This is a genomic window from Mesorhizobium sp. (assembly GCF_004963255.1).
In the GTDB taxonomy this organism is placed as follows: Bacteria; Pseudomonadota; Alphaproteobacteria; order Rhizobiales; family Rhizobiaceae; genus Mesorhizobium.
Genome location: NZ_SUGA01000001.1, coordinates 299,958 through 320,766 on the forward strand (window position 1 = coordinate 299,958; position 20,809 = coordinate 320,766).

A 20,809-nucleotide genomic window follows, 5' to 3' on the forward strand; every position below is an offset into this window, starting at 1 on the left:
GCGGCCGGCATGAAAGTCTCAGCGCCGCGAGTCGAAAGCCGCGCGGCGCTGTAACTTACGGAATTGAGTTAGTCTTTCAGGAAGGTGGGCCCTTCGCCGATGATCTTCTTGTCGGGTTTGCCGACGACACCTAGGTCGCGGCTGTCATAGGGCAGCGACAGAAGGATACGCTGGATTACCGCAAGCCGGGCGCGGCGCTTGTCGTTGGCGCGCACGACGATCCAGGGCGAGAACTCCTTGTGCGTGCGCTTGATCATTTTGTCGCGCGCCTTGGTGTACTCGTCCCATTTACTGATGCCGGCGATGTCCATCGGCGAGAACTTCCAGTTCTTCAGCGGCGACCAGCGGCGGTCATGGAACCGTTCCAGCTGCGTTTCGCGGCCGATGTCCAGCCAGAATTTGAAGAAATGGATGCCCTCGTTGCAGATCATCCGCTCGAAATGCGGCGTCTCGTCGAGGAATTTCTCCTGCTGCTCCGGCGTGCAGAACCCCATGACCGGCTCGACACCGGCGCGGTTGTACCAGGAGCGGTCGAAGGTGACGAATTCGCCTGACGTCGGGAAATGGTCGACATAGCGCTGGTAATACCATTGCCCGGTCTCCGTCGACGTCGGCTTGGGCAGCGCGACGTTGCGGGCAGTGCGCGGATTCATGAACTGCCGCAGCACGAAGATCGTGCCGCCCTTGCCGGCCGCGTCTCTGCCCTCGAACAGCGCCATCACCCGCTTGCCGGTCGCCTGCAGCCAGGCTTGCGCCTTGACCAGTTCGATCTGCAGTCCTTCAAGCTCCTTTTCGTAGTCCTCGTCCTTCATCTTCTTGTCGTACGGATAGCCGCCGGCGGTGAGCTTGTTGTCCACGATCCAGTCAGGGAGCACCGGATTGTCGACGTCGAACTCGCGCTCCTTGCCGCCGATCTTGATCTTGATCGGCGCCGTGGCCGGCACCGCTTCAGCCGTTTCCTTGGCCTTTTTCATCCGGACGAACCTTTCCAGTTTGCGGACTCATGCTATGGAGCCTGTGCAGCGTGGCGCTCCCTCCGGACGCATGCACGCCGTAGCATTTTGATTTTGCGCATGAACCTTCGCGAAAATCGATCCTGATTTTCAAGAAGCCCATGCGTCGGGCCGATCCAGCGAGCCGCTGACCGGTCGACGGGATGCGGGGTAGCACGGCCTATGGCAGAGACCGGCGCGGGACAGGACAGCAGGGGGCAAGCTTGGGCGGCGCGGCTTCGGCGCAACCGCTGGCTGCTTGCCGCGGGTGTTGTCGCGGTCATCGCCGTCTATTCTTTCGCCGGCGCCTCAATCTACGTGCTGCTGCCGGCTTTGGCCCTGTTGGCGGCCGCGGCGGTGCTGCCCGCGGACACCGAGCGCCGGTCGACCGATACAGGCGCGGCGATCGAGGCCAGCGGACTGCAGCGGCTCTCCGGCGAGTATCTGGCGGCCGCGGTCGCCGATCCGCTGATCATTTTCGACCATTCCGCCGCGATGGTTCACGCCAACGCCGCCGCCTTCGCCGCCTTCGGCGGCCTGGCGCCGGGCATGTCTCTGGCATTGAAGTTTCGCGCGCCGGAAATGCAGGCGCTGCTGGACGGCATCCTGTCGGGCGAGGTCGCCGCCGATGCGGTCGACTACACCGAAAAGCTGCCGGTGGAGCGGACATACAGGGTCAGCGCGTCAACGGTCGGCCATGCGACAGGCCTTTATGTGCTGGTGTTCAAGGATCAGAGCGAGACGCGCCGCATCGACCGCATGCGGGCCGACTTCATCGCCAATGCCAGCCATGAATTGCGCACGCCGCTCGCCTCGATCGCCGGGTTCATCGAGACGCTGCGCGGGCCGGCCCGCAACGATCCGGCGGCGCGCGACCAGTTCCTGCAGATCATGCAGAATCAAACCGGACGCATGGCCCGCCTGATCGACGATCTGCTCTCGCTCTCGCGACTGGAGATGAAACCTTATCTGAGGCCGGGCACGGCGGTCGATCTTCGCCAGACGATCGACAGCGTCATCGATTCGCTCGGGCCGCTGGCCAGCGAGAACGGCATCGTCATCGAGCGGGACTTCATCGATGGTCCGGTTTCCGTCCCCGGCGACCGCGACGAACTCTTCCAGGTTTTCGAGAATCTCCTGGAGAATGCCTGCAAATACGGCCAGTCAGGCGGACGCGTGACCGTATCCATGGCACGCGTCGAGGACGGTCAGGACCCGGGCATCGACGTCACCATAAGAGACTACGGCCCGGGCATCGCCGAAGAACATATCCCGCGCATAACCGAACGCTTCTATCGCATCGATGTCGAAAACAGCCGCACCCAGAAAGGCACCGGGCTTGGCCTTTCGATCGTCAAGCATATATTGAGCCGTCATAACGCCAGATTGTCGATCAAGTCGGAAGTCGGCAAGGGTGCGGCGTTCACGGTTCATTTGCCGGCTCGCTGATCGTGTACCGGTTGCCAACCGAGATTTTCTTCTTTCTGTCATGCGGTTCGCGTATCAGCGACAGATTGAGGGAACGCACCAGCCGGCATAAACCGGGAAGGCATATCGATGCAGTCCGTGCATACAGTCAGTGCCTATGACGAAGAGCTGAAATTCCTGTCCAAGCGCATTGCGGCGATGGGCGGCCATGCCGAGCGCATGGTCGAACAGGCTGTCGCGGCCCTCGTCAATGTCGACCATGGCCTTGCCCAGAAGGTCATCCAGGACGACATCGTCCTCGACGAGGGACAGCGCGAGATCGACGACAAGGCCATCATCATCATCGCCAGGCGCCAACCGATGGCGACGGATTTGCGTGAGATCGTTGGCGCGATCCGCATCTCGGCCGATATCGAGCGGGTCGGCGATCTTGGCAAGAACGTCGCCAAGCGCGTTGCCTCGGTCGACGGGCGCCAGCCGAACAGCCTTTTCCGCGGTCTGGAGGCGCTTGCCAACTTGGCGCTGACGCAGCTCAAGGAAGTGCTTGACGTCTACGCCTCGCGCTCGGTCGAGAGGATCGGCTTCGTGCGCGATCGGGACGACCAGATCGACGCCATGTATACCTCGCTGTTCCGCGAGCTTTTGACCTACATGATGGAAGATCCGCGCAACATCACGCCCTGCACGCATCTTCTGTTCTGCGCCAAGAATATCGAGCGCATCGGCGATCATGCGACCAACATCGCCGAGACCATTTATTACATCGTCACTGGCGACCAGATGCCCGCCGAACGGCCGAAGGGCGACAAGACCGACAAGGTGGTGATGGCCGGCACGGTGCCGGCTAAGTGAATTCAGGCCCCTCGAACGGTTTTCTGATTTAGGCTAAGCTCTTCCGGGCATGGCGAATTGTCAGTCGCAGTCTCGGGAGGTTTGCGATGGAACAAGTTCGAAACCTGACCCCGGCCCCAACGTCGGGCATCATAGCGTCAAGCGTCTATTTGGGCGGCAAGCGCGTCGCCGACATCGCGATCGAACAGGCCGGCGAATGGGCGGCCAAACCCGGCCATGTCGTCTGGATCGGCCTGCTCGAGCCCGACCGCAACCTTCTGCTCAGGGTGCAGGCGCAATTCCACCTGCATGATTTGGCGATCGAGGATGCCGAGCATCCGCATCAGCGCCCGAAGATCGAGCAATATGGCGATGCCCTCTTCATCGTCGCCCGCACCGCGCAATTGATCGAGGGCCGCGTCACCTTCGGCGAGACGCATCTGTTCGTCGGCACCGGCTACATCGTCAGCGTCCGGCACGGCCCGTCGACCTCCTACGCCGCCGTTCGCCAGCATTGGGAAAGCTGCCCGCATTCACTGGCCAAGGGTGAGGATTTCGTCCTCTACGCCATCCTCGATTTCATTGTCGACAATTACATGCCGGTGCTGGAGCAGATCGAGGACGAGGTCGAGGCGATCGAGGACAAGGTGCTTCTGAAGCCGATGACTGGTTCGGATATCGAGCGCCTCTACATGCTGCGCCGCGATCTCCTGCGGCTGCGCAATGCGGCCTTGCCGCTCGTCGAGGTCTGCCGCCGGCTGACCAGCGCCGACCTGCCGCAGATCCATGCCGCCATGCATCCGCTGTTTCGCGATGTGACCGACCACATCCGCACCGTGCAGGAAAAGATCGACTCCCTGCGTGAGGTTCTGGCCTTCGCTTTCGAAGCCAGCCTTCTCGTCGGACAGAGCCAGGAAACTGCGATCTCGAAGAAGCTCGCCTCATGGGCCGCCATCCTGGCGGTGCCCACCGCCTTCGCCGGCATCTACGGCATGAATTTCACCGACATGCCGGAGCTGAAGATGGAATATGGCTATCCCGTCATCCTGCTGGTGATGGCCGCGATCTGTGCGTTCCTGTATTGGCGGTTCAAGAAGAATGGGTGGCTGTGAAGAGAGGGGAGTAGGGCAGTAGGGCAGTAAGGCAGTAAGGCAGTAAGGGAGCAGGTCATATGGAGCGACTGGCGAAACGTCGCGCATGAAGCGCTCTCTTCACCTACTCCCTTACTGCCCTACTCCCCTATTCCCTTTATTTATCTTGCCCTGCGCCGTTCCGCCGCCGGCTGGAACGCAACCCGGGAATGATACTTGCAATACGGTCCGGTTTCGGCGGCGTCGTTGCCGCAGAAGCTGAAGTCTTCCGAAAGCGGGTCGCCATTCGGCCATTTGCAGGTGCGTTCGGTCAGCTCGACGAGCTGCAGGTTGCGCGAGATCGGAACCACCACGTTCTCGACCGGGCGGATGTAGTGGCGCGCGACCGGCTCGGCGTCGAACTGCACCTGCAACGCGGTGGCGCCGATGGTGGCGGTCACATGGCGCGCCGGGCTCGCCGCGCGGGCCACCGATTTCTGCATCGAGGCGCCTTGCGTCGCCTTCTTCTGGCGCGCCGGGGCAGCCGTCGCGCGGCCGCGGCCCGACAGCTTCAGGCGATGCACCTTGCCGATGACGGCGTTGCGGCTCACTCCGCCAAGCTGTGCGGCAATCTGGCTGGCGCTCAGGCCCTCCGACCACAATTTCCTGAGAAGTTCTACCCGCTCGTCAGTCCAATTCATGGGGCCGCGCTCCTGCTGAGGCGTGCGGTAGTCAGAATCCGTTCCCGACCCGGCTCCCGCCGGGCAAACAACACCACATATACCGGGTGATCTAGGTCCGCCGCACGAAATCTAGTTATTTCTCGACTACAAATACCTTATGCGCTGACTCGGTGACAAGAGTCCCCAGGGCAACACGATTCGGTTTTTTCGGTTTTCCCCAACTTGCCGGCCTGCTCATGAGCCGGCGTGGCGTCGGGGGCTTGCCACGCGCTTCTGCGTGACGTTTTCGTTGACTTCATGGCCGAAAAACATGATAAGCCGCGAAGGCCGCCGCATTGGCGGCTTTTTTGATTTCCGGTTCCGGAGATGCATATAATGAGCGGTTCGGCGCTTTACGAGACCTTTGCCCGCGCACCCCTGGCCTTCGACCGTGGGGAGGGGACCTGGCTGGTCACCGACAAGGGCGAGCGATATCTCGACTTTGCGGGCGGTATCGCGGTGAATTCGCTGGGCCACAGCCATCCGCATCTGGTGGCGGCGCTCACCGAACAGGCCGCCAAGCTCTGGCACGTCTCCAATCTCTACGAGATCCCGGAACAGCGCCGGCTGGGCGAACGGCTGGTCGATGCCACCTTTGCCGACAAGGTGTTCTTCACCAATTCGGGCGCCGAGGCGCTGGAATGCGCCATCAAGACGGCCAGGCGCTATCAGTTCGTCAAGGGCCATCCCGAGCGTTTCCGCATTATCACCTTCGAAGGCGCCTTCCACGGCCGCACGCTGGCGACGATCGCCGCCGGCGGCCAGTATAAATATCTCGAGGGCTTCGGGCCCAAGGTCGAAGGCTTCGACCAGGTTGCATTCGACGACATCGATGCCGCGGAAAAGGCGATCACGGCGGAGACCGCGGCCATCCTGATCGAGCCCGTGCAGGGCGAGGGCGGCATTCGCCCGGTGCCGACACAGTCGTTGAAACGGCTGCGGCAGCTCTGCGACCAGAACGGCCTGCTTCTGATCTTCGACGAGGTCCAGTGCGGCATCGGCCGCACCGGCAAGCTGTTCGCGCATGAATGGGCCGGCGTCACGCCTGACCTGATGGCGATCGCCAAGGGTATCGGCGGCGGCTTCCCGATGGGCGCCTGCCTCGCCACGGATGAGGCGGCGACCGGCATGACAGCCGGCGTGCACGGCACCACCTTCGGCGGCAATCCGCTGGCGATGGCGGTCGGCAACGCCGTGCTCGACGTGGTGCTGGCCGATGGCTTCCTCGAGGACGTGCAGCGCAAGGCGCTGTTGTTGAAGCAGGGCCTTGCGGCGGTCGCGGACGAATTTCCCGAGGTCATCGAAGGCATCAGGGGGACCGGCCTGATGCTCGGCCTGAAATGCGCCATGCCCAATACCAAGGTGAACATGGCGCTGCGCGACCAGCACCTGCTTGCCGTGCCGGCCGGCGACAACGTGATCCGCCTTCTGCCGCCGCTCACCGTCACCGACGAGGAGATCGGCGAGGCGCTGAAGCGCATCCGCGGCGGCGCCAAGGGCCTGACCGACGCGATAGCGGCCGAAGCCGCGAAATAAGTTCTGGAACCTGCCGATGAGCGTCCGCCACTTTACCGATCTATCCGCCGTTTCGGCGGGCGACCTGCGCATCATGCTGGACGACGCGATGGCGCGAAAGACCAGGCTTAAGGCGGGTGAGCGCTCAAAGCCGCTCGACGGCAAGGTGCTGGCCATGATCTTCGACAAGCCGTCGACGCGCACGCGCGTGTCCTTCGATGTCGGCATGCGCCAGCTCGGCGGCGAGACGATCATGCTGACCGGCACCGAAATGCAGCTCGGACGCTCCGAGACCATCGCCGACACGGCGAAAGTGCTGTCGCGTTATGTCGACGCCATCATGATCCGCACCACCTCGCATGACCGGCTGATCGAGCTGACCGAGAACGCTACGGTTCCGGTCATCAACGGGCTGACCGACGATACGCATCCCTGCCAGCTCATGGCCGACATCATGACCTTCGAGGAGCATCGCGGCCCGGTGGCCGGCAAGACCTTTGCCTGGACCGGCGACGGCAACAATGTGCTGCACTCGCTGCTCGAAGCCTCGGCCCGGTTCCGTTTCAATTTGAACGTCGCGGTGCCGGAAGGCAGCGAGCCTTTCGAGAAATATGTCGACTGGTCGAAAGCCAATGGCGGCAAGGTCCGGTTTGCCAAATCCGCCGAGGAAGCCGTCGACCAGGCCGATTGCGTCGTCACCGACAGCTGGGTCTCGATGGGCCAGGAGCACCGTGCTCGCGGCCACAACGTCTTCCTGCCCTATCAGGTCAACGCGGCGCTTATGGCCAAGGCCAAGCCCGATGCGTTGTTCATGCACTGCCTGCCGGCGCATCGCGGCGAAGAGGTCACCGACGAGGTGATCGACGGGCCGCATTCGGTGGTCTTCGACGAGGCCGAGAACCGGCTGCACGCCCAGAAGGCGGTGCTGGCCTGGTGCCTGGGCGCTTGAGAGGGGCTGACCTGATCGCTTCCGGCCCGATCGGGGTCAACTTGATCTGGGGACAGGTGATGCCTATTTGCGGGCCATCACGTAAATTGAACGCGCTTCGACGCATGCGGCTCATCGGGTTGCATGGCTGCGCCCCGGAGTTTTGTCATGTTGGAAACCCAGACCTTGGCTGAGCATAAACCCCAACTCGGTGAATTCGGCTTCGCCGGCGACGACCACGTCGTGCCTTACGAGGTCGCGCCGCTCGATGTGCGCGGCCGCACCGTGCAGCTCGGGCCGATGCTCGACGCTATTTTGAGCCGCCACAATTATCCCGAGCCCGTCGCCCGCCTGCTGGCGGAAGCCTGCGTGCTCACCGTGCTGCTCGGCACCTCGCTTAAATTCGAAGGCAAGTTCATCCTGCAGACCCGCACCGACGGGCCGGTCGACATGCTGGTGGCCGATTTCACCACGCCGCAGGCGTTGCGTGCCTATGCGCGTTTCGATGCCGACAGGCTGCAGGCGCTGATCGCCGCCGGCGAGACCTCGCAGCAGACGCTGCTCGGCAACGGCGTGTTGGCTTTGACCATCGACCAGGGCGCGCACACGCAGCGCTACCAGGGCATCGTCCAGCTCGACGGCACCTCGCTGGAGGACGCCGCGCGCACCTATTTCCGCCAGTCGGAGCAGATCCCGACCGATATCAAGATGTCGGTCGCCAAGCTGGTGACGCCCGGCCCGGCCGGCGCGCGCGAGCAGTGGCGGGCAGGCGGCATCCTGGCGCAGTTCCTGCCTCAGGCGCCGGAGCGCATGCGCATTCCCGATATTTCGGGCGGCGACGGCGACGACCGCGAGCTGACAGACCACCCGGCCGACAATTCCTGGCAGGAATTGCTAGCGCTGCTCGGCACCATCGAGCCGACCGAGCTGATCGACCCGACCGTGGGCGCCGAGCGGCTGCTCTACCGGCTGTTCCACGAGCATGGCGTGCGCGTCTTCCGCAGCGTGCCCGTCGACGACCAGTGCTCCTGCTCGCGCGAGAAGATCCACGGCATCCTCCAAGGCTTTTCGGCTGAGGAGATCAAGGACTCGACCGAGGAGGGCGGCATCCATGTCGCCTGCGAGTTCTGCTCGACGCAATACGACTTCGACCCGGCCGAGTTCGCGGCGGAGTGAGAAAGCTCCGGTCCCTCACCCCCGCTTTGCGGGGGCGAGGAACCCAAGTTCTTTAATTCACCGTCCGCCTTGTCCCCGGCATGTCGAGCGAGAAAGCCGGAATGGCGATGTCGAACGTCTCGCCGCGGCCGTTGCGCATCGTGTAATGGCCGACCATGATGCCAGACGGCGTCGAGAGCGGGCAGCCTGATGTGTATTGATAGCTGTCGCCGGGATTGAGCTCCGGCTGGTCGCCGACGACGCCGGCGCCGCGCACCTCCTCGACACGGCCTTGGCCGTCGGTGATGTGCCAGTAGCGCGACAAGAGCTGCACGAAATCGTCGGAGCGGTTGTCGATCGTCACCTGATAGCCCCAGACATAGCGGTTCTCCGACGGATCGGATCTATCCTCCAGATAGAAGGGTCTGACCAGCACTTCGATGTTGCGCGTCACGGCGCGATACATGGGCCACTCCAGTTGCCGCAGCGGAACATTTCGTCGCGCTTCGCTGTTGGACGCGCAGCACCGACCATCCTGCCAGCCTTGTAGCGCACGTGCCGAAAAACAATGTCATTTAAGTGACACATGACAATGTTGGTGTGCACAAACCGTGCCGGGCGACTCGGGCGCTTTGTGCCTGATGAAACGGCCACATGCGGCCAAGAGCAATTCCAGGAAAAGTGTGAGCGGTTTTCCGTCCGGAATTGCATGAAAACAAAGAGATAGAGTGACCAGATCTCGATGGAACTGACTATCGCAGCCGGCCTGGCTTCGTCAGCCCTTCTTCTCTCGAATCTCGCCAGCATCCTGCTCGCCGCGTCGCGGCTGAAACGGCGACATGTCATTGCGCCGCCCGTCGGCGCGCAGCCGGTCTCGATCATCATTCCTTCGCGCGGCGTCGAGCAGTTCACGCAGGAGACCCTGCAGCGCGCCTTCTCGCTCGACTGGCCGCGCTACGAGCTGATCTTCTGCGTCGCGCATGCCGAGGACCCGGTGGTCAGGCTCATCGAGGCGGCGGTCGCGCGCCACCCGGAAGTTTCGGCGCGGCTGCTGATCGGCGACGACCGCGTCAGCGCCAATCCCAAGCTCAACAACTGCGTCAAGGGCTGGCAGGCGGCACGGCACGATTGGGTGATCCTCGCCGACTCCAACGTTCTGATGCCGAGGGATTATGTCCAGCACCTGATGGCGGCATGGCGTCCGGATACCGGCCTGGTCTGCTCGACGCCGATCGGTTCGCGGCCGGACGGCTTTTGGGCCGAAGTCGAATGCGCCTTCCTCAACACGCTGCAGGCGCGCTGGCAATATGCCGGCGAGGCGCTCGGCCTCGGCTTCGCCCAGGGCAAGAGCATGCTGTGGAACAAGCCGATGCTGGACGCCCATGGCGGCATCCAGGCCTTGGCCGCCGAGATCGCCGAGGACGCCGCCGCCACCAAGCTGGTCAACGGCCTGGGGCTCAACGTCAATCTCGTCGCCTCGCCTTTCGAGCAGCCGCTCGGCCAGCGCAGCTTCGTCGAGATCTGGTCGCGCCAGGCGCGCTGGGCGCGGCTGCGCCGGGTCACGTTCCCGCTGTTCTTCACGCCAGAGATCCTGACGGGCGCCGCGGTGCCGCTGCTGCTGGCGCTGATCGCCGCGTCAAGCGCCGGCGTCAGCCTTCCCACCACGGCCTTGTGCGTGCTGGCGATCGCCTACCTGCCGGAATGCCTGCTCGCCTTGGCCAAGGGCTGGTGCCTGTCGCCGCGCAGCGTCACCGCGATGATCGTGCGCGACGTCATGCTGCCCGCCATCTGGGCGCGCGCCTGGTTCGGCGGCGCCGTCGAATGGCGGGGCAACGCCATGACCATCCGCACCCGCGAGCTGACGGACCTCGAGGAGATCGCCTGAAAGGTCTCGGTCGATCTTCGGCGGTATCTACAGGATTACTTGGCCGCCTTCAGTGCCTGCTCGATGTCCTCCAGCAGATCGTCGGTGTCCTCAAGGCCGACGGAGAGCCTGAGCGTGCCGGGCCCGATCCCGAGTTCCGCCCGCGCCTCGTCGCTCAGGTTCTTGTGCGTCGTCGTCGCCGGATGGGTGATCAGGCTCTTGGCGTCGCCGAGATTGTTGGAGATCAGTACGATGTCGAGCGCGTTCTGGAAGGCGAAGGCCGCCTGCTTGCCGCCCTTGACGTCGAGGCAGATCAATGTCGAGCCGCCCGACATCTGCTTCTTCACAATATCCGCCTGCGGATGGTCGGCCCGGCCCGGATAGATCAGGCGGGCGATCTCCGGCCGTCCGGCCAGGAAATCGGCGATCTTGCCGGCACTCTCCGTCTGCTGGCGCACGCGCAGCGGCAGCGTCTCCAGGCCTTTCAACAGCGTCCAGGCATTAAACGGCGACAGGCTGGGGCCGGTGTGGCGGAAATAGTCGTGCAGGTTCTCGTCGATCCATTTCTTGTCCGACAGGATGACGCCGCCGAGGCAGCGGCCCTGGCCGTCTATATGCTTGGTCGCTGAATAGACCACGACATGGGCGCCGAGCTGCAGTGGCTTCTGCTGCAGAGGCGTGGCAAAGACATTGTCGACGATCACGCGCGCGCCGATCGAATTGGCAAGCTTGGCGACAGCGGCGATGTCGACCACCTCCAGCGTCGGGTTGGTCGGGCTTTCCAGGAAGAACAGCTTGGTGTTCGGGCGAACCGCCTTTTCCCAATTGGCGATGTCGGTGCCGTCGATCAGCGTCGACTGGATGCCGTAGCGCGGCGCCAGCGTCTCCACCACCCAACGACAGGAACCGAACAGGGCCCGCGCCGCCACGATGTGGTCGCCGGCTTTCACGCTGCAGAGCAGGGCGGCGGAAACGGCGGCCATGCCGGAGGCCGTGGCGCGGGCATCCTCAGCGCCTTCCAGCGCGCACATGCGTTTTTCGAACATGTCGACGGTCGGGTTGGCGTAGCGCGAATAGATGAAGCCCGGCTCCTCGCCCTTGAAGCGAGCTTCCGCCGCCTGCGCCGTCTCGTAGACATAGCCCTGCGTGAGATACATCGCCTCGGCCGTCTCGCCATACTGCGAACGCAGCGTTCCGCCATGCACGAGTGCCGTTTGAGGTTTCCAGTTGCGCTTCTTGGTGCTCATAGCCCTGCTTCCAGACACAAAAAAACCGGCCGCGAAGTCGCAACCGGTCCATATAGCCTTGCGGCTCGACGGTCCTTTAGCGACTTGTTTAACGTGGCTGCAAGCCGACCGGCCAAATCACCACGGGATAACGACCCTTTAAATGAGCGCCGCGCTTGCGTCAATTGCCGGCTTCATTAAGAGGTTTGTACCAGCCGGGCGGCAAGTGCCTGCTAAGGTCCTCGCCCGGCCTCGTGAACGGAGCCAGCCTTTGCGGCAGACAGGCATTCTTCCGGATCAGGACATCGCGGCGTTGTTCGAGGCGAACGCGCTTAAGTCGCCGCGCGCGCTGGACATCAACCAGATCCAGCCGGCCAGCCTCGATCTGAGGCTCGGCGACAAGGCCTATCGCGTGCGCGCCTCCTTCCTGCCGGGTCCCGATCACCTTGTCGCCGACAAGCTCGAACGGCTAAAGCTGCACGAGATAGACCTCACCGGCGGCGCGGTGCTGGAAACCGGCTGCGTCTACATCGTGCCTTTGCTGGAAAGCCTGGCATTGCCGGCCGAGGTTTCGGCGTCGGCCAATCCGAAGAGCTCGACCGGCCGCCTCGATATCTTCACGCGGGTCATGACCGATCGTGGCCACGAGTTCGACAAGATCGCCGCCGGTTATCACGGGCCGCTCTATCTCGAAGTCAGCCCGCGCACCTTCCCGATTGTCGTGCGCGCCGGCTCGCGGCTGTCGCAGATCCGTTTCCGCATCGGCAATGCCGTGCTTTCGGAAAGCGAGCTGCGTGACCTTCACCGTGCCGAGATGCTGGTCGCGACCGAGCCGCCCAACATTTCCGGCGGCGGCATTGCGCTCTCCATCGACCTCGACGGCGACAAGGACGGGCTTGTCGGTTATCGCGGCAAGCACCACACCGGCCTGGTCGACGTCGACAAGCGCGCCGCGCAGGATGTGGTCGATTTCTGGGAGCCGATCTATAAGAGCGGCGCCGGCGAGATCGTGCTCGACCCTGACGAATTCTACATCCTGGTCAGCCGCGAGGCCGTGCACGTGCCGCCGCTCTACGCCGCCGAGATGACACCCTTCGATCCGCTGGTCGGCGAGTTCCGCGTCCACTATGCCGGCTTCTTCGATCCGGGCTTCGGCCACTCCGCCGCCGGCGGCAGCGGCAGCCGCGCGGTGCTCGAAGTGCGCAGCCACGAAGTGCCGTTCATCCTCGACCACGGCCAGATCGTCGGCCGTCTTGTCTACGAGCACATGCTGAAGCGCCCGCAGGCGCTCTACGGCACCGACCTCGGCTCGAACTATCAGGCGCAGGGCCTGAAGCTCTCGAAGCATTTTAGAGCAGCGCGCTGAGGTCGAAACTGCCAATCTCCCACAAAGGGAGATTACCCAATCACAGCGCCTTCACCGCCACCTTCACCGGCTTTTCGATCTCCAGCGGATTGCGCAGCGGCAGGCCGAAATCCGGCGCCTCGATCTCGAACGTGTCGCCGGCCTCGGTCCTGATGCCGTCGGCGAAGGAGAGCGTCGCGGTGCCGAACATATGCACATGCACGTCGCCCGGCTGGCGGAAGGCCGAATATTTGAAGTGATGGTGCTCGAGATTAGCGATGGTGTGCGACATGTTCGCTTCACCCGACAGGAACGGCTTTTCCCACAAAAGCTTGCCGTCGCGCCAGATGCGCGATGCGCCGCGGACGTCGGCCGGCAGGTCGCCGATCAGGATCTCGGGGCCGAACGAGGCGTTGCGCAGCTTGGAATGGGCGAGGAACAGATAGTTCACCCGCTCGGTGACGTGGTCGGAGAACTCGTTCGACAGCGTGAAGCCGACGCGGAACGGCGCGCCGTCGTCGCCGATGACATAGATGCCGGCGATTTCGGGCTCCTCGCCGCCGTCCTGCGCGAAGGCCGGCGACATCAGCGGCGCGCCGGGCGCCACCGCCATCGTGCCGTTGCCCTTGTAGAACCATTCCGGCTGCACGCCGACCTGGCCCTTGGCCGGCTTGCCGCCTTCGAGCCCCATGCGGAACATCTTCATGGAATCGGTGAGCTCCTCCTCGCCGCCCTCGCTGAGCTTCTTGTGCATGGAATCGCGCGTCGCCGCGGAGCCGAGATGCGTCAGCCCGGTGCCGGTGAGATGCAGATGCGCCGGATCCGGATGGTTGATCGGCGACACAACCCGGCCTCTCTTGTAGACAGCATCGAGATCGACCGTCTCGCCATAGCCCTTGCGCTCGATCAGCGCTTCGAGGCCGATGCCGGTGCGCGCGGCCTCCATCGCCAGCGAATAGACGCTGCGGGCGCCATTGATGACCCTGGTCTTGCCGCCGCCGTTGCGGGCGACGACGCGGATCGTCTCGGCGTCGTCGAGGATCTGGGAGATCAGCATGTTCGAATCCTCTCTCATTTAGCGGCCGCCCGCGGGCAAGCCTTACCCGGCGCGGCGTGGAGCGATCCCCGCCGCGGTTGAAACTCTTCGTCCGGATTGCGTTCGCGAGCTCGGTCCTTGTGCGGACTTCTTGGCGCCGACGGGTTGCCGGCAGCGTCGCGATCTGAAACCCGTATGCCTCCTGAACTTTGTTCCGGCCCTTAAGCCTTGTTCTTGTTGTAGACGTCGAAGATGACGGCGCCGAGCAGCACCAGGCCCTTGACCACCTGCTGCCAGTCGACATTGACGCCCATGATCGACATGCCGTTGTTCATCACGCCCATGATGAAGCCGCCGACCACGGCGCCGATCACCTGGCCGACGCCGCCCATTGCCGAGGCGCCGCCGATGAAGACGGCCGCGATGACGTCGAGCTCGCTGCCGAGACCGGCGGCCGGCACGGCCTGGCCGAGGCGCGCCGCGATGATCAGGCCGCCGAGCGCCGACAGCACGCCCATGTTGATGAAGACCAGCAGCGTCAGCCTTTCGGTGTTGATGCCCGACAGCTGCGCCGCCTTGGCGTTGCCGCCCATGGCATAGATGCGGCGGCCGATGGTCATGCGCTTGGTGACGAAGACGAACAGCGAGATGAGCACGCCCATCACCAGGAGCACGACCGGGAGGCCCCTGTAGCTCGCGAACTGGAACACCAGGAACAGCGCCAGCGCGCCGCCCACCAGCGTCTTGATGACGAACAGCGGGAAGGGCTCCGCCTCATAGCCATGGCGCTCGCGCTTGCGCCGCGTCCTGAAGCCGAAATAGGCATAGGCGAGCACGGCGATCAGGCCGAGCACGATCGTCGTCATATGCAGCGTCAAGCCGCTGCCGACGATGGTCTTGCCGGCGGCATTGACCGTCGGCGGGATCAGCGTCAGCGGGCCGATCACGTCCGGGATGAAGCCCGAGCTCAGCGCCTTGAAGCTGTCCGGCAGCGGGCCGACCGACGAGCCGCCGCCGAGCAGCGCCTGGCAGATGCCGCGGAAGATCAGCATGCCGGCCAGCGTCACGATGAAGCTCGGTATCTTATGATAGGCGATCCAGTAGCCTTGCGCCGCGCCGATCAGCGCGCCGACGATCAGGCAGACGATCGAGACCACCAATGGATTCGAGAATATGCCGAGTGGCCAGATCACCATCATCATCGCGGCAAGCGCGCCGATGAAGCCTGCGACCGATCCCACGCTGAGGTCGATATAGCCGGCGACGATCACCAGGAGCATGCCCAGCGCCATCACGATGATGAACGAGTTCTGCTGCACCAGGTTCGAAAGGTTGACCGGTTTGAACAGCGTGCCCGACGTCGTGTACTGGAAGAACAGCATGATGACGATGAGCGCGATGATCAGGCCGTATTCGCGCAGGTTCGTCGTCAGCGCCGAGACGGCGATGCGCGGACCCTGCTTGACGTCCTCGGCTGTGCCGCTCTGCGGTGCGGGAGCGCTTTCTGTGCTCATGATGCTTTTTTTCCTTCTCCGCGAACGATGGCGCGCATGATTTTTTCCTGGCTGGCGTCGCTTGCCGCCATTTCGCCGACGATACGCCCTTCGTTCATCACATAGATGCGGTCGGAGATGCCGAGCAATTCCGGCATTTCCGACGAGATGACGATGATCGCTTTGCCCTCGGCGGCGAGGCGGGCGATGATCGTATAGATTTCGTACTTGGCGCCGACGTCAATGCCGCGGGTCGGCTCGTCGAGGATCAAGACTTCCGGATCGGCGAACAGCCATTTCGACAGCACCACCTTCTGCTGGTTGCCGCCCGAGAGGTTGCCGGTCAGCTGATAGACGCTGGAGGCGCGGATATTGGTCTTCTTGCGGTAGTCGTTGGCGACGCTCATCTCGCGCATGTCGTCGATGACGCCGCGGCTGGAAACGCCGCCAAGATTGGCCAAGGTCACATTGTGCTTGATGTGGTCGATGAGGTTGAGGCCGTAGGTCTTGCGGTCCTCGGTGACATAGGCGATGCGGTTCTCCACCGCCTTGCTCACTGACGAGAGGTCGAGCGGTTTGCCGTGCAGCGACACCTCGCCGGTGATGTGCCGGCCGTAGGAGCGGCCGAACAGGCTCATCGCGAATTCGGTGCGGCCGGCGCCCATCAGCCCCGCAATGCCCACCACCTCGCCCTTGCGCACATTGAGGTTGACGTTCTTGATCACCTGCCGCTCGGGGTGGATCGGGTGGTAGACCGACCAGTCCCTCACCTCGAAGATGACGTCGCCGATCTGCGGCTCGCGCGGCGGGTAGCGGTCGTCGAGCGAGCGGCCGACCATCGAGGTGATGATGCGGTCTTCCGAGATGTCCTTCCTAGGCAAGGTCTCGATGGTGCGCCCGTCGCGGATCACCGTGACCTTGTCGGCGACGCGGTTCACCTCGTTCAGCTTGTGCGAGATCAGGATCGAGGTCATGCCCTGGCGCTTGAACTCGAGCAGGAGGTCGAGCAGCGCCTGGCTGTCCTTCTCTGAGAGCGACGCGGTCGGCTCGTCCAGGATCAGGAGCTTCACTTCCTTGCTGAGCGCCTTGGCGATCTCGACCAGCTGCTGCTTGCCGACGCCGATATTGGTGATCAGCGTTTTGGGATCTTCCTTGAGCCCGACCTTCTTGAGCAGGGCGGCCGTGCGCGTCTCGTTGGCGTCCCAGTCGATGACGCCATAGCTGGCGTGCTCGTTGCCGAGAAAGATGTTTTCCGCGATCGACAGCATCGGCACCAGGGCAAGCTCCTGGTGGATGATGACGATGCCGATATGCTCGCTGTCGTGAATGCCCTTGAAATTGCATTCCTGGCCGCGAAAGATGATCTGGCCGTCATAGGTCCCGGATGGGTAGACGCCCGACAGCACCTTCATCAGCGTCGACTTGCCGGCGCCGTTCTCGCCCACGATGGCGTGGATCTCACCTTCCTCGACGCTGAGATTGACGTTCGACAACGCCTTCACGCCGGGGAACGTCTTGGTGATGTCGCGCATCTCCAAAATCGTCGAGGCCATCGGGTCTGCTCCTTGGCGCACGCTTTCCATCATCGGAGAATGCCATGCGCGAAATCAAAATGCTGCGGCTGCCTTCGCACCGTGACGGCGCACTGCGCTGCAGAAGCCGGCAAAAACAATACCGGGGTCGCTTCTGAACGAAAAGGGGCCCTGCGGTCGCGCAGGACCCCTCGTTTTCAAGCCGGATTACTTCAGCTCTTCGGCCTTGATGTAGCCGGAGTCGACGACCAGCTTCTCGTAGTTCGACTTGTCGACCTCGACCGGCGTCAGGAGGATCGAGGGAACGACCTTGACATCGTTGTTGTAGGTCTTGGTGTCGAGGCCCTCAGGCTTGCCGCCCGAGAGCACCTTGTCGACCAGCTCCACGGTCGACTTGGCCAGCTCGCGGGTGTCCTTGAACACCGTCGAATACTGCTCGCCCGAGATGATCAGCTTGACCGAGGCGGTCTCGGCGTCCTGGCCGGTCACGATCGGCCAGGGCTGAGCGTCCGTGCCGTAGCCGACGGCGCGCAGCGAGGCGGTGATGCCGCGCGAAAGGCCGTCATAAGGCGACAGAACGCCATCGACGCGGCTGCCGTCCGAGTAGTTGGCCGAAAGCAGGTTGTCCATGCGCGCCTGGGCAGTGGCGGCGAGCCAGCGCAGCGTGCCGACCTTGTCCATGCCCATCTGGCCGGACTTGATCTTGATCGAGCCGTCATCGATCAGCGGCTGCAGGACCGACATGGCGCCGTTGTAGAAGAAGAAGGCGTTGTTGTCGTCCGGCGAGCCGCCGAAGAGCTCGACGTTCCAAGGCTTGGTGTTCGGGAAGCGCTCCTTGAGGCCCTTGACCAGGGAATTCGCCTGGATCACGCCGACGCCGAAATTGTCGAAGGTGGTGTAGTAGTCGACATTCGGGGTCTTCTTGATCAGGCGGTCATAGGCGACGGTGACCACGCCGGCATCATTGGCCTTCTGCAGCGCGTCCGCCATGGTGGTGCCGTCGATCGAGGCGATGATCAGCGCCTTCGGGCCCTTGGTGATTTCATTTTCCAGCTGGCTGAGCTGGTTCGGGATGTCGTCCTGCGCGTATTGCAGGTCGACGGTGTAGCCGAGCTTCTCGAGCTGGGACTTGACGGCATCGCCGTCGTTGATCCAGCGCTGCGAGGTCTTGGTAGGCATCAGCACGCCGATGAGGCCCTTGTCGGCCGCGTGTGCCGAATAGGTCATGGCAGCGACGCCAAGAGCCGCGACGGCGGCCAGTGTCTTGATGATCTTCACGATTACTCTCCCTGGTTGATGGACGCGACACCTCGGGGCTTCGCGGGCCGCGCAGTCGAGCAGATGCGCTGGCGCGCCTCTGTCGGCTTTATCGATCTCCGGTATCCTCCCAATCGGCCCCGCGACGCAGTTTCAATCGATACGAATTCGCTCGTTACCGACCCCTGCGCCTCGGAACGCGCGAAGGGTGTGGCCCTTTGACATAACTGTCAAATGCGATCTTCGGTGGTTGCTATACCGAAACTGATATAGCTTAAGAGGATCGAAGGAAACCCGCTGGGAAGGTTCAGGGTCATGGCGGCAATGCAAGATTATGGTGCGATTTCAGGTGGTTACGAGAAGTTGCCGGGAGACGGCGAGACGCTGCTGCGCAGCGGCCTGAGCCTCCGCCACATGCGCATGATCACCGCGCTGGACGATCACGGACGGGTGAGCGCGGCCGCACAGGTCATGAACATCTCGCAGCCGGCCGCCTCGCGCATGATCGCCGAGATGGAGGCCGTGCTCGACGTCAGATTGTGCGAGCGGCTGCCGCGCGGCGTGACGCTGACCCCTTATGGCAAGGCGCTCGCGAGGCGCGCCCGCTCGATCCTGCTCGAAATGCGCGAGGCCGATCGCGAGATTTCCGAGCTCAAGGCCGGCAAGGGCGGCTCCGTCTTCCTCGGCGCGGTGACGGCTCCGGCAATCGAGTTGGCCGTGCCGGCGATTCGCGAAATCCGCCGCATCTATCCGCGCATCGAGATCACCATGCAGGTCGAGACCTCCAACGTGCTTGCCCGCGAGCTGATCGCGTCGCGCCACGACTTCATCATCGCGCGCATTCCCGACGATCTTAACCCGCGGCTCTTCGAATCGCGCGTCATCGGCGTCGAGAAGGCCTGCCTCATCGTACGCCGCGGCCACCCGCTGGCGAGCGGCAAGATGGTGCGGCTGGAGGAAACGGCGGGCTATGACTGGGTGTTCCAGTCCGGCGGCTCGCCGCTGCGCCAGGCGATGGAAAGCAACTTCCTCAACCGCGACATCGCGCTGCCCGACCGCATCCTCAACACCTCGTCGCTGCTGCTCACTTTGGTGATGGTGGCGCAGTCCGAGGCCATCGCGCCGGTCTCGATCCAGGTCGCCAGGTTCATCCAGGGGGCCGACGGGCTGGCCGGCGCCATCGACGTGGTCCAGACCGAGTTCGATATCGAGGTCCGGCCCTACAGCCTGATCACGGTCAAGAACCGCGTGCTCTCGCCGGCCGCCAAAATGCTGCACGACTTCATCTTGCGCGAGGTGGGGTGATGGAACGAGAACGCTACTTCTACGTTCAAACCGATCGGTCGCTCGCTGGAGCCCTTTGCGGGTGAGGGAAGAGCTGCCGAGGCTCAACAAGCTCGGGAGGTTTTTGATGGAACGTCGGTTGTTTCTGACTGGAATGCTTGGCGTTGCGGGGGCGGCGGCACTTGCTAGCCTGGCCGGACCCGGCAAGGCGGTTGCCGGCATTCCCGGTGGCAACGGGATCCTGGACGAACTCGACAAGCCGGAGAATGCAGTCCTCGAAGGCGACGATCCGGCCGAAGTGGAGCTGGTCTCCCACCGGCGTCACCATCACGGAGATTGGTACTGGCGGCGCCGCAGACGCCGCCGTCGGCGCGGCTGGAGACATGTGTGCCGCCGCTACTGGCGTCATGGCCGCTGGCGCCGCCGCTGCTGGCGCGAGCGCTACTGGATCAATATCTGGCTGTAGCTCAGGCGCCGGATAAAGATTGAGTGACGTGGTCGGGTCTTGCATGATCAGTGCTAGACCCGATCCCGTGTTCGGAGACCTGCCAGCGTCCCACGACATTCAAGCAAACAGGTTGGAAGACTGGAGCGGGTAGCGGGAATCGAACCCGCGCGTTCAGCTTGGGAAGCTGACAGGCTACCATTACATCATACCCGCGTAGCGGCCTCGTTACCATGATGGCGCCGTCTCAAGCAATCGGCAAAACGGAATCCGCTTGTGACGGCGAGGTGAGTGTTCCATGCGCACCCGTCTAAACTAGCCTCCCATGGGCCGTCGGCTTGATGGCGCACTGCCGAGTGCGTATCTCTGATAGCACGCCGCCGAATCAGGCGGCTCAAACCGGAGAATGGCCTTGTCCGCACTGACGCGCTTTCTTGGCGACACGCCGCTCAGGGTGTTCCTGAAGCTGCTCGTGGTCTCCTTCCTCGTCGGCCTCGTCATGCATGCCTTCGGCTGGTCACCGATGGACGTCTTCTACGGCATCCGCCAGTTCTTCGTGGATCTGTGGAATCTCGGCTTCCACGCCATCGACCGCTTCCTCGGCTATATTCTGCTCGGCGCCGCGATCGTCGTGCCGGTGTTCATCCTGCTTCGGATCGCCAGCTACAGGAAGTAGCCGGGGCCAG

General features: G+C 63.4%; 19 protein-coding genes, 1 tRNA gene and 1 riboswitch. Of the genes, 11 read left to right on the top strand and 9 right to left on the bottom strand.

The window, feature by feature from the left end; translation table 11 throughout:
• Positions 1 to 68: 68 nt before the first annotated feature.
• Entirely contained in the window at positions 69 to 974 is a 906-nt protein-coding gene (gene ppk2 / locus E5X34_RS01340) for a polyphosphate kinase 2 (protein ID WP_292560023.1), read from the bottom strand.
• A gap of 201 nt (positions 975 to 1,175) precedes the next feature.
• Here ppk2 and E5X34_RS01345 point away from each other — a divergent pair, with 201 nt between their 5' ends.
• The 3 genes from E5X34_RS01345 to E5X34_RS01355 all read left to right on the top strand — a co-directional run bounded on the left by E5X34_RS01345 (position 1,176) and on the right by E5X34_RS01355 (position 4,363).
• On the top strand, positions 1,176 to 2,441 hold the full coding sequence (locus E5X34_RS01345; protein WP_292560026.1) for an ATP-binding protein: 1,266 nt from the start codon (positions 1,176 to 1,178) through the stop codon (positions 2,439 to 2,441).
• A gap of 108 nt (positions 2,442 to 2,549) precedes the next feature.
• The gene (gene phoU, locus E5X34_RS01350; RefSeq protein ID WP_292560029.1) at positions 2,550 to 3,272 is read left to right on the top strand and encodes a phosphate signaling complex protein PhoU; all 723 of its coding nucleotides are present in this window, start codon (positions 2,550 to 2,552) and stop codon (positions 3,270 to 3,272) included.
• Between the two features lie 86 nt (positions 3,273 to 3,358).
• Positions 3,359 to 4,363, top strand: a complete 1,005-nt coding sequence (locus E5X34_RS01355; protein WP_292560032.1) for a magnesium and cobalt transport protein CorA — start codon at positions 3,359 to 3,361, stop codon at positions 4,361 to 4,363.
• Positions 4,364 to 4,503: 140 nt separating this feature from the next.
• Here the strand turns inward: E5X34_RS01355 and E5X34_RS01360 are convergent, their stop codons facing one another.
• Positions 4,504 to 5,022 (bottom strand): GcrA family cell cycle regulator, encoded by a 519-nt coding sequence (locus E5X34_RS01360; protein WP_042641251.1) that lies wholly within the window; start codon positions 5,020 to 5,022, stop codon positions 4,504 to 4,506.
• Positions 5,023 to 5,379: 357 nt separating this feature from the next.
• Between E5X34_RS01360 and E5X34_RS01365 the strand changes: the two genes are divergently transcribed.
• The 3 genes from E5X34_RS01365 (at position 5,380) to E5X34_RS01375 (ending at position 8,662) form a co-directional block, all read left to right on the top strand.
• The gene (locus tag E5X34_RS01365; RefSeq protein ID WP_292560035.1) at positions 5,380 to 6,579 is read left to right on the top strand and encodes an aspartate aminotransferase family protein; all 1,200 of its coding nucleotides are present in this window, start codon (positions 5,380 to 5,382) and stop codon (positions 6,577 to 6,579) included.
• 16 nt (positions 6,580 to 6,595) lie between these two features.
• Entirely contained in the window at positions 6,596 to 7,507 is a 912-nt protein-coding gene (gene argF / locus E5X34_RS01370) for an ornithine carbamoyltransferase (RefSeq protein ID WP_126079346.1), read from the top strand.
• 123 nt (positions 7,508 to 7,630) lie between these two features.
• A complete protein-coding gene (locus E5X34_RS01375; protein ID WP_292560037.1) occupies positions 7,631 to 8,662 on the top strand; it encodes an Hsp33 family molecular chaperone in 1,032 nt (343 codons plus the stop codon).
• 52 nt (positions 8,663 to 8,714) lie between these two features.
• On the opposite strand, the gene apaG is transcribed toward E5X34_RS01375, so the two are convergent.
• On the bottom strand, positions 8,715 to 9,107 hold the full coding sequence (gene apaG / locus E5X34_RS01380) for a Co2+/Mg2+ efflux protein ApaG (protein ID WP_042641259.1): 393 nt from the start codon (positions 9,105 to 9,107) through the stop codon (positions 8,715 to 8,717).
• 276 nt (positions 9,108 to 9,383) lie between these two features.
• Here apaG and E5X34_RS01385 point away from each other — a divergent pair, with 276 nt between their 5' ends.
• Complete coding sequence (locus tag E5X34_RS01385; RefSeq protein WP_292560041.1) at positions 9,384 to 10,526, top strand: ceramide glucosyltransferase; 1,143 nt, start codon at positions 9,384 to 9,386, stop codon at positions 10,524 to 10,526.
• Positions 10,527 to 10,561: 35 nt separating this feature from the next.
• Here the strand turns inward: E5X34_RS01385 and E5X34_RS01390 are convergent, their stop codons facing one another.
• Entirely contained in the window at positions 10,562 to 11,752 is a 1,191-nt protein-coding gene (locus E5X34_RS01390) for an O-succinylhomoserine sulfhydrylase (protein ID WP_292560044.1), read from the bottom strand.
• A gap of 56 nt (positions 11,753 to 11,808) precedes the next feature.
• A riboswitch (SAM riboswitch) is annotated at positions 11,809 to 11,886 on the bottom strand.
• 116 nt (positions 11,887 to 12,002) lie between these two features.
• On the opposite strand from E5X34_RS01390, the gene E5X34_RS01395 reads away from it, so the two are divergent.
• Positions 12,003 to 13,097, top strand: coding sequence for a 2'-deoxycytidine 5'-triphosphate deaminase (locus E5X34_RS01395; protein WP_292560047.1), 1,095 nt, complete (start codon positions 12,003 to 12,005; stop codon positions 13,095 to 13,097).
• Positions 13,098 to 13,137: 40 nt separating this feature from the next.
• Here the strand turns inward: E5X34_RS01395 and araD1 are convergent, their stop codons facing one another.
• The 4 genes from araD1 to chvE form a co-directional block, all read right to left on the bottom strand.
• The gene (araD1, locus tag E5X34_RS01400) at positions 13,138 to 14,133 is read right to left on the bottom strand and encodes an AraD1 family protein (RefSeq protein ID WP_292560049.1); all 996 of its coding nucleotides are present in this window, start codon (positions 14,131 to 14,133) and stop codon (positions 13,138 to 13,140) included.
• Between the two features lie 200 nt (positions 14,134 to 14,333).
• The gene (gene mmsB / locus E5X34_RS01405) at positions 14,334 to 15,626 is read right to left on the bottom strand and encodes a multiple monosaccharide ABC transporter permease (protein ID WP_292560052.1); all 1,293 of its coding nucleotides are present in this window, start codon (positions 15,624 to 15,626) and stop codon (positions 14,334 to 14,336) included.
• Positions 15,623 to 17,158, bottom strand: a complete 1,536-nt coding sequence (gene mmsA, locus E5X34_RS01410; protein WP_292560054.1) for a multiple monosaccharide ABC transporter ATP-binding protein — start codon at positions 17,156 to 17,158, stop codon at positions 15,623 to 15,625. Before mmsA ends, mmsB begins: the two co-directional genes overlap by 4 nt.
• Positions 17,159 to 17,344: 186 nt before the next feature.
• Entirely contained in the window at positions 17,345 to 18,415 is a 1,071-nt protein-coding gene (gene chvE / locus E5X34_RS01415; protein ID WP_042641271.1) for a multiple monosaccharide ABC transporter substrate-binding protein, read from the bottom strand.
• A gap of 294 nt (positions 18,416 to 18,709) precedes the next feature.
• On the opposite strand from chvE, the gene E5X34_RS01420 reads away from it, so the two are divergent.
• Together E5X34_RS01420 and E5X34_RS01425 are read left to right on the top strand one after the other, a co-directional pair.
• Positions 18,710 to 19,699, top strand: a complete 990-nt coding sequence (locus tag E5X34_RS01420) for a LysR family transcriptional regulator (RefSeq protein ID WP_292560057.1) — start codon at positions 18,710 to 18,712, stop codon at positions 19,697 to 19,699.
• A gap of 106 nt (positions 19,700 to 19,805) precedes the next feature.
• Complete coding sequence (locus tag E5X34_RS01425; protein ID WP_292560060.1) at positions 19,806 to 20,144, top strand: protamine-2 (modular protein); 339 nt, start codon at positions 19,806 to 19,808, stop codon at positions 20,142 to 20,144.
• A 121-nt stretch (positions 20,145 to 20,265) separates the two neighbouring features.
• On the opposite strand, the gene E5X34_RS01430 is transcribed toward E5X34_RS01425, so the two are convergent.
• Positions 20,266 to 20,339 (bottom strand) — tRNA-Gly (locus E5X34_RS01430).
• Positions 20,340 to 20,529: 190 nt separating this feature from the next.
• On the opposite strand from E5X34_RS01430, the gene E5X34_RS01435 reads away from it, so the two are divergent.
• Positions 20,530 to 20,799, top strand: coding sequence for a DUF6460 domain-containing protein (locus E5X34_RS01435; protein ID WP_181166832.1), 270 nt, complete (start codon positions 20,530 to 20,532; stop codon positions 20,797 to 20,799).
• The last annotated feature ends 10 nt before the right edge of the window (positions 20,800 to 20,809 follow it).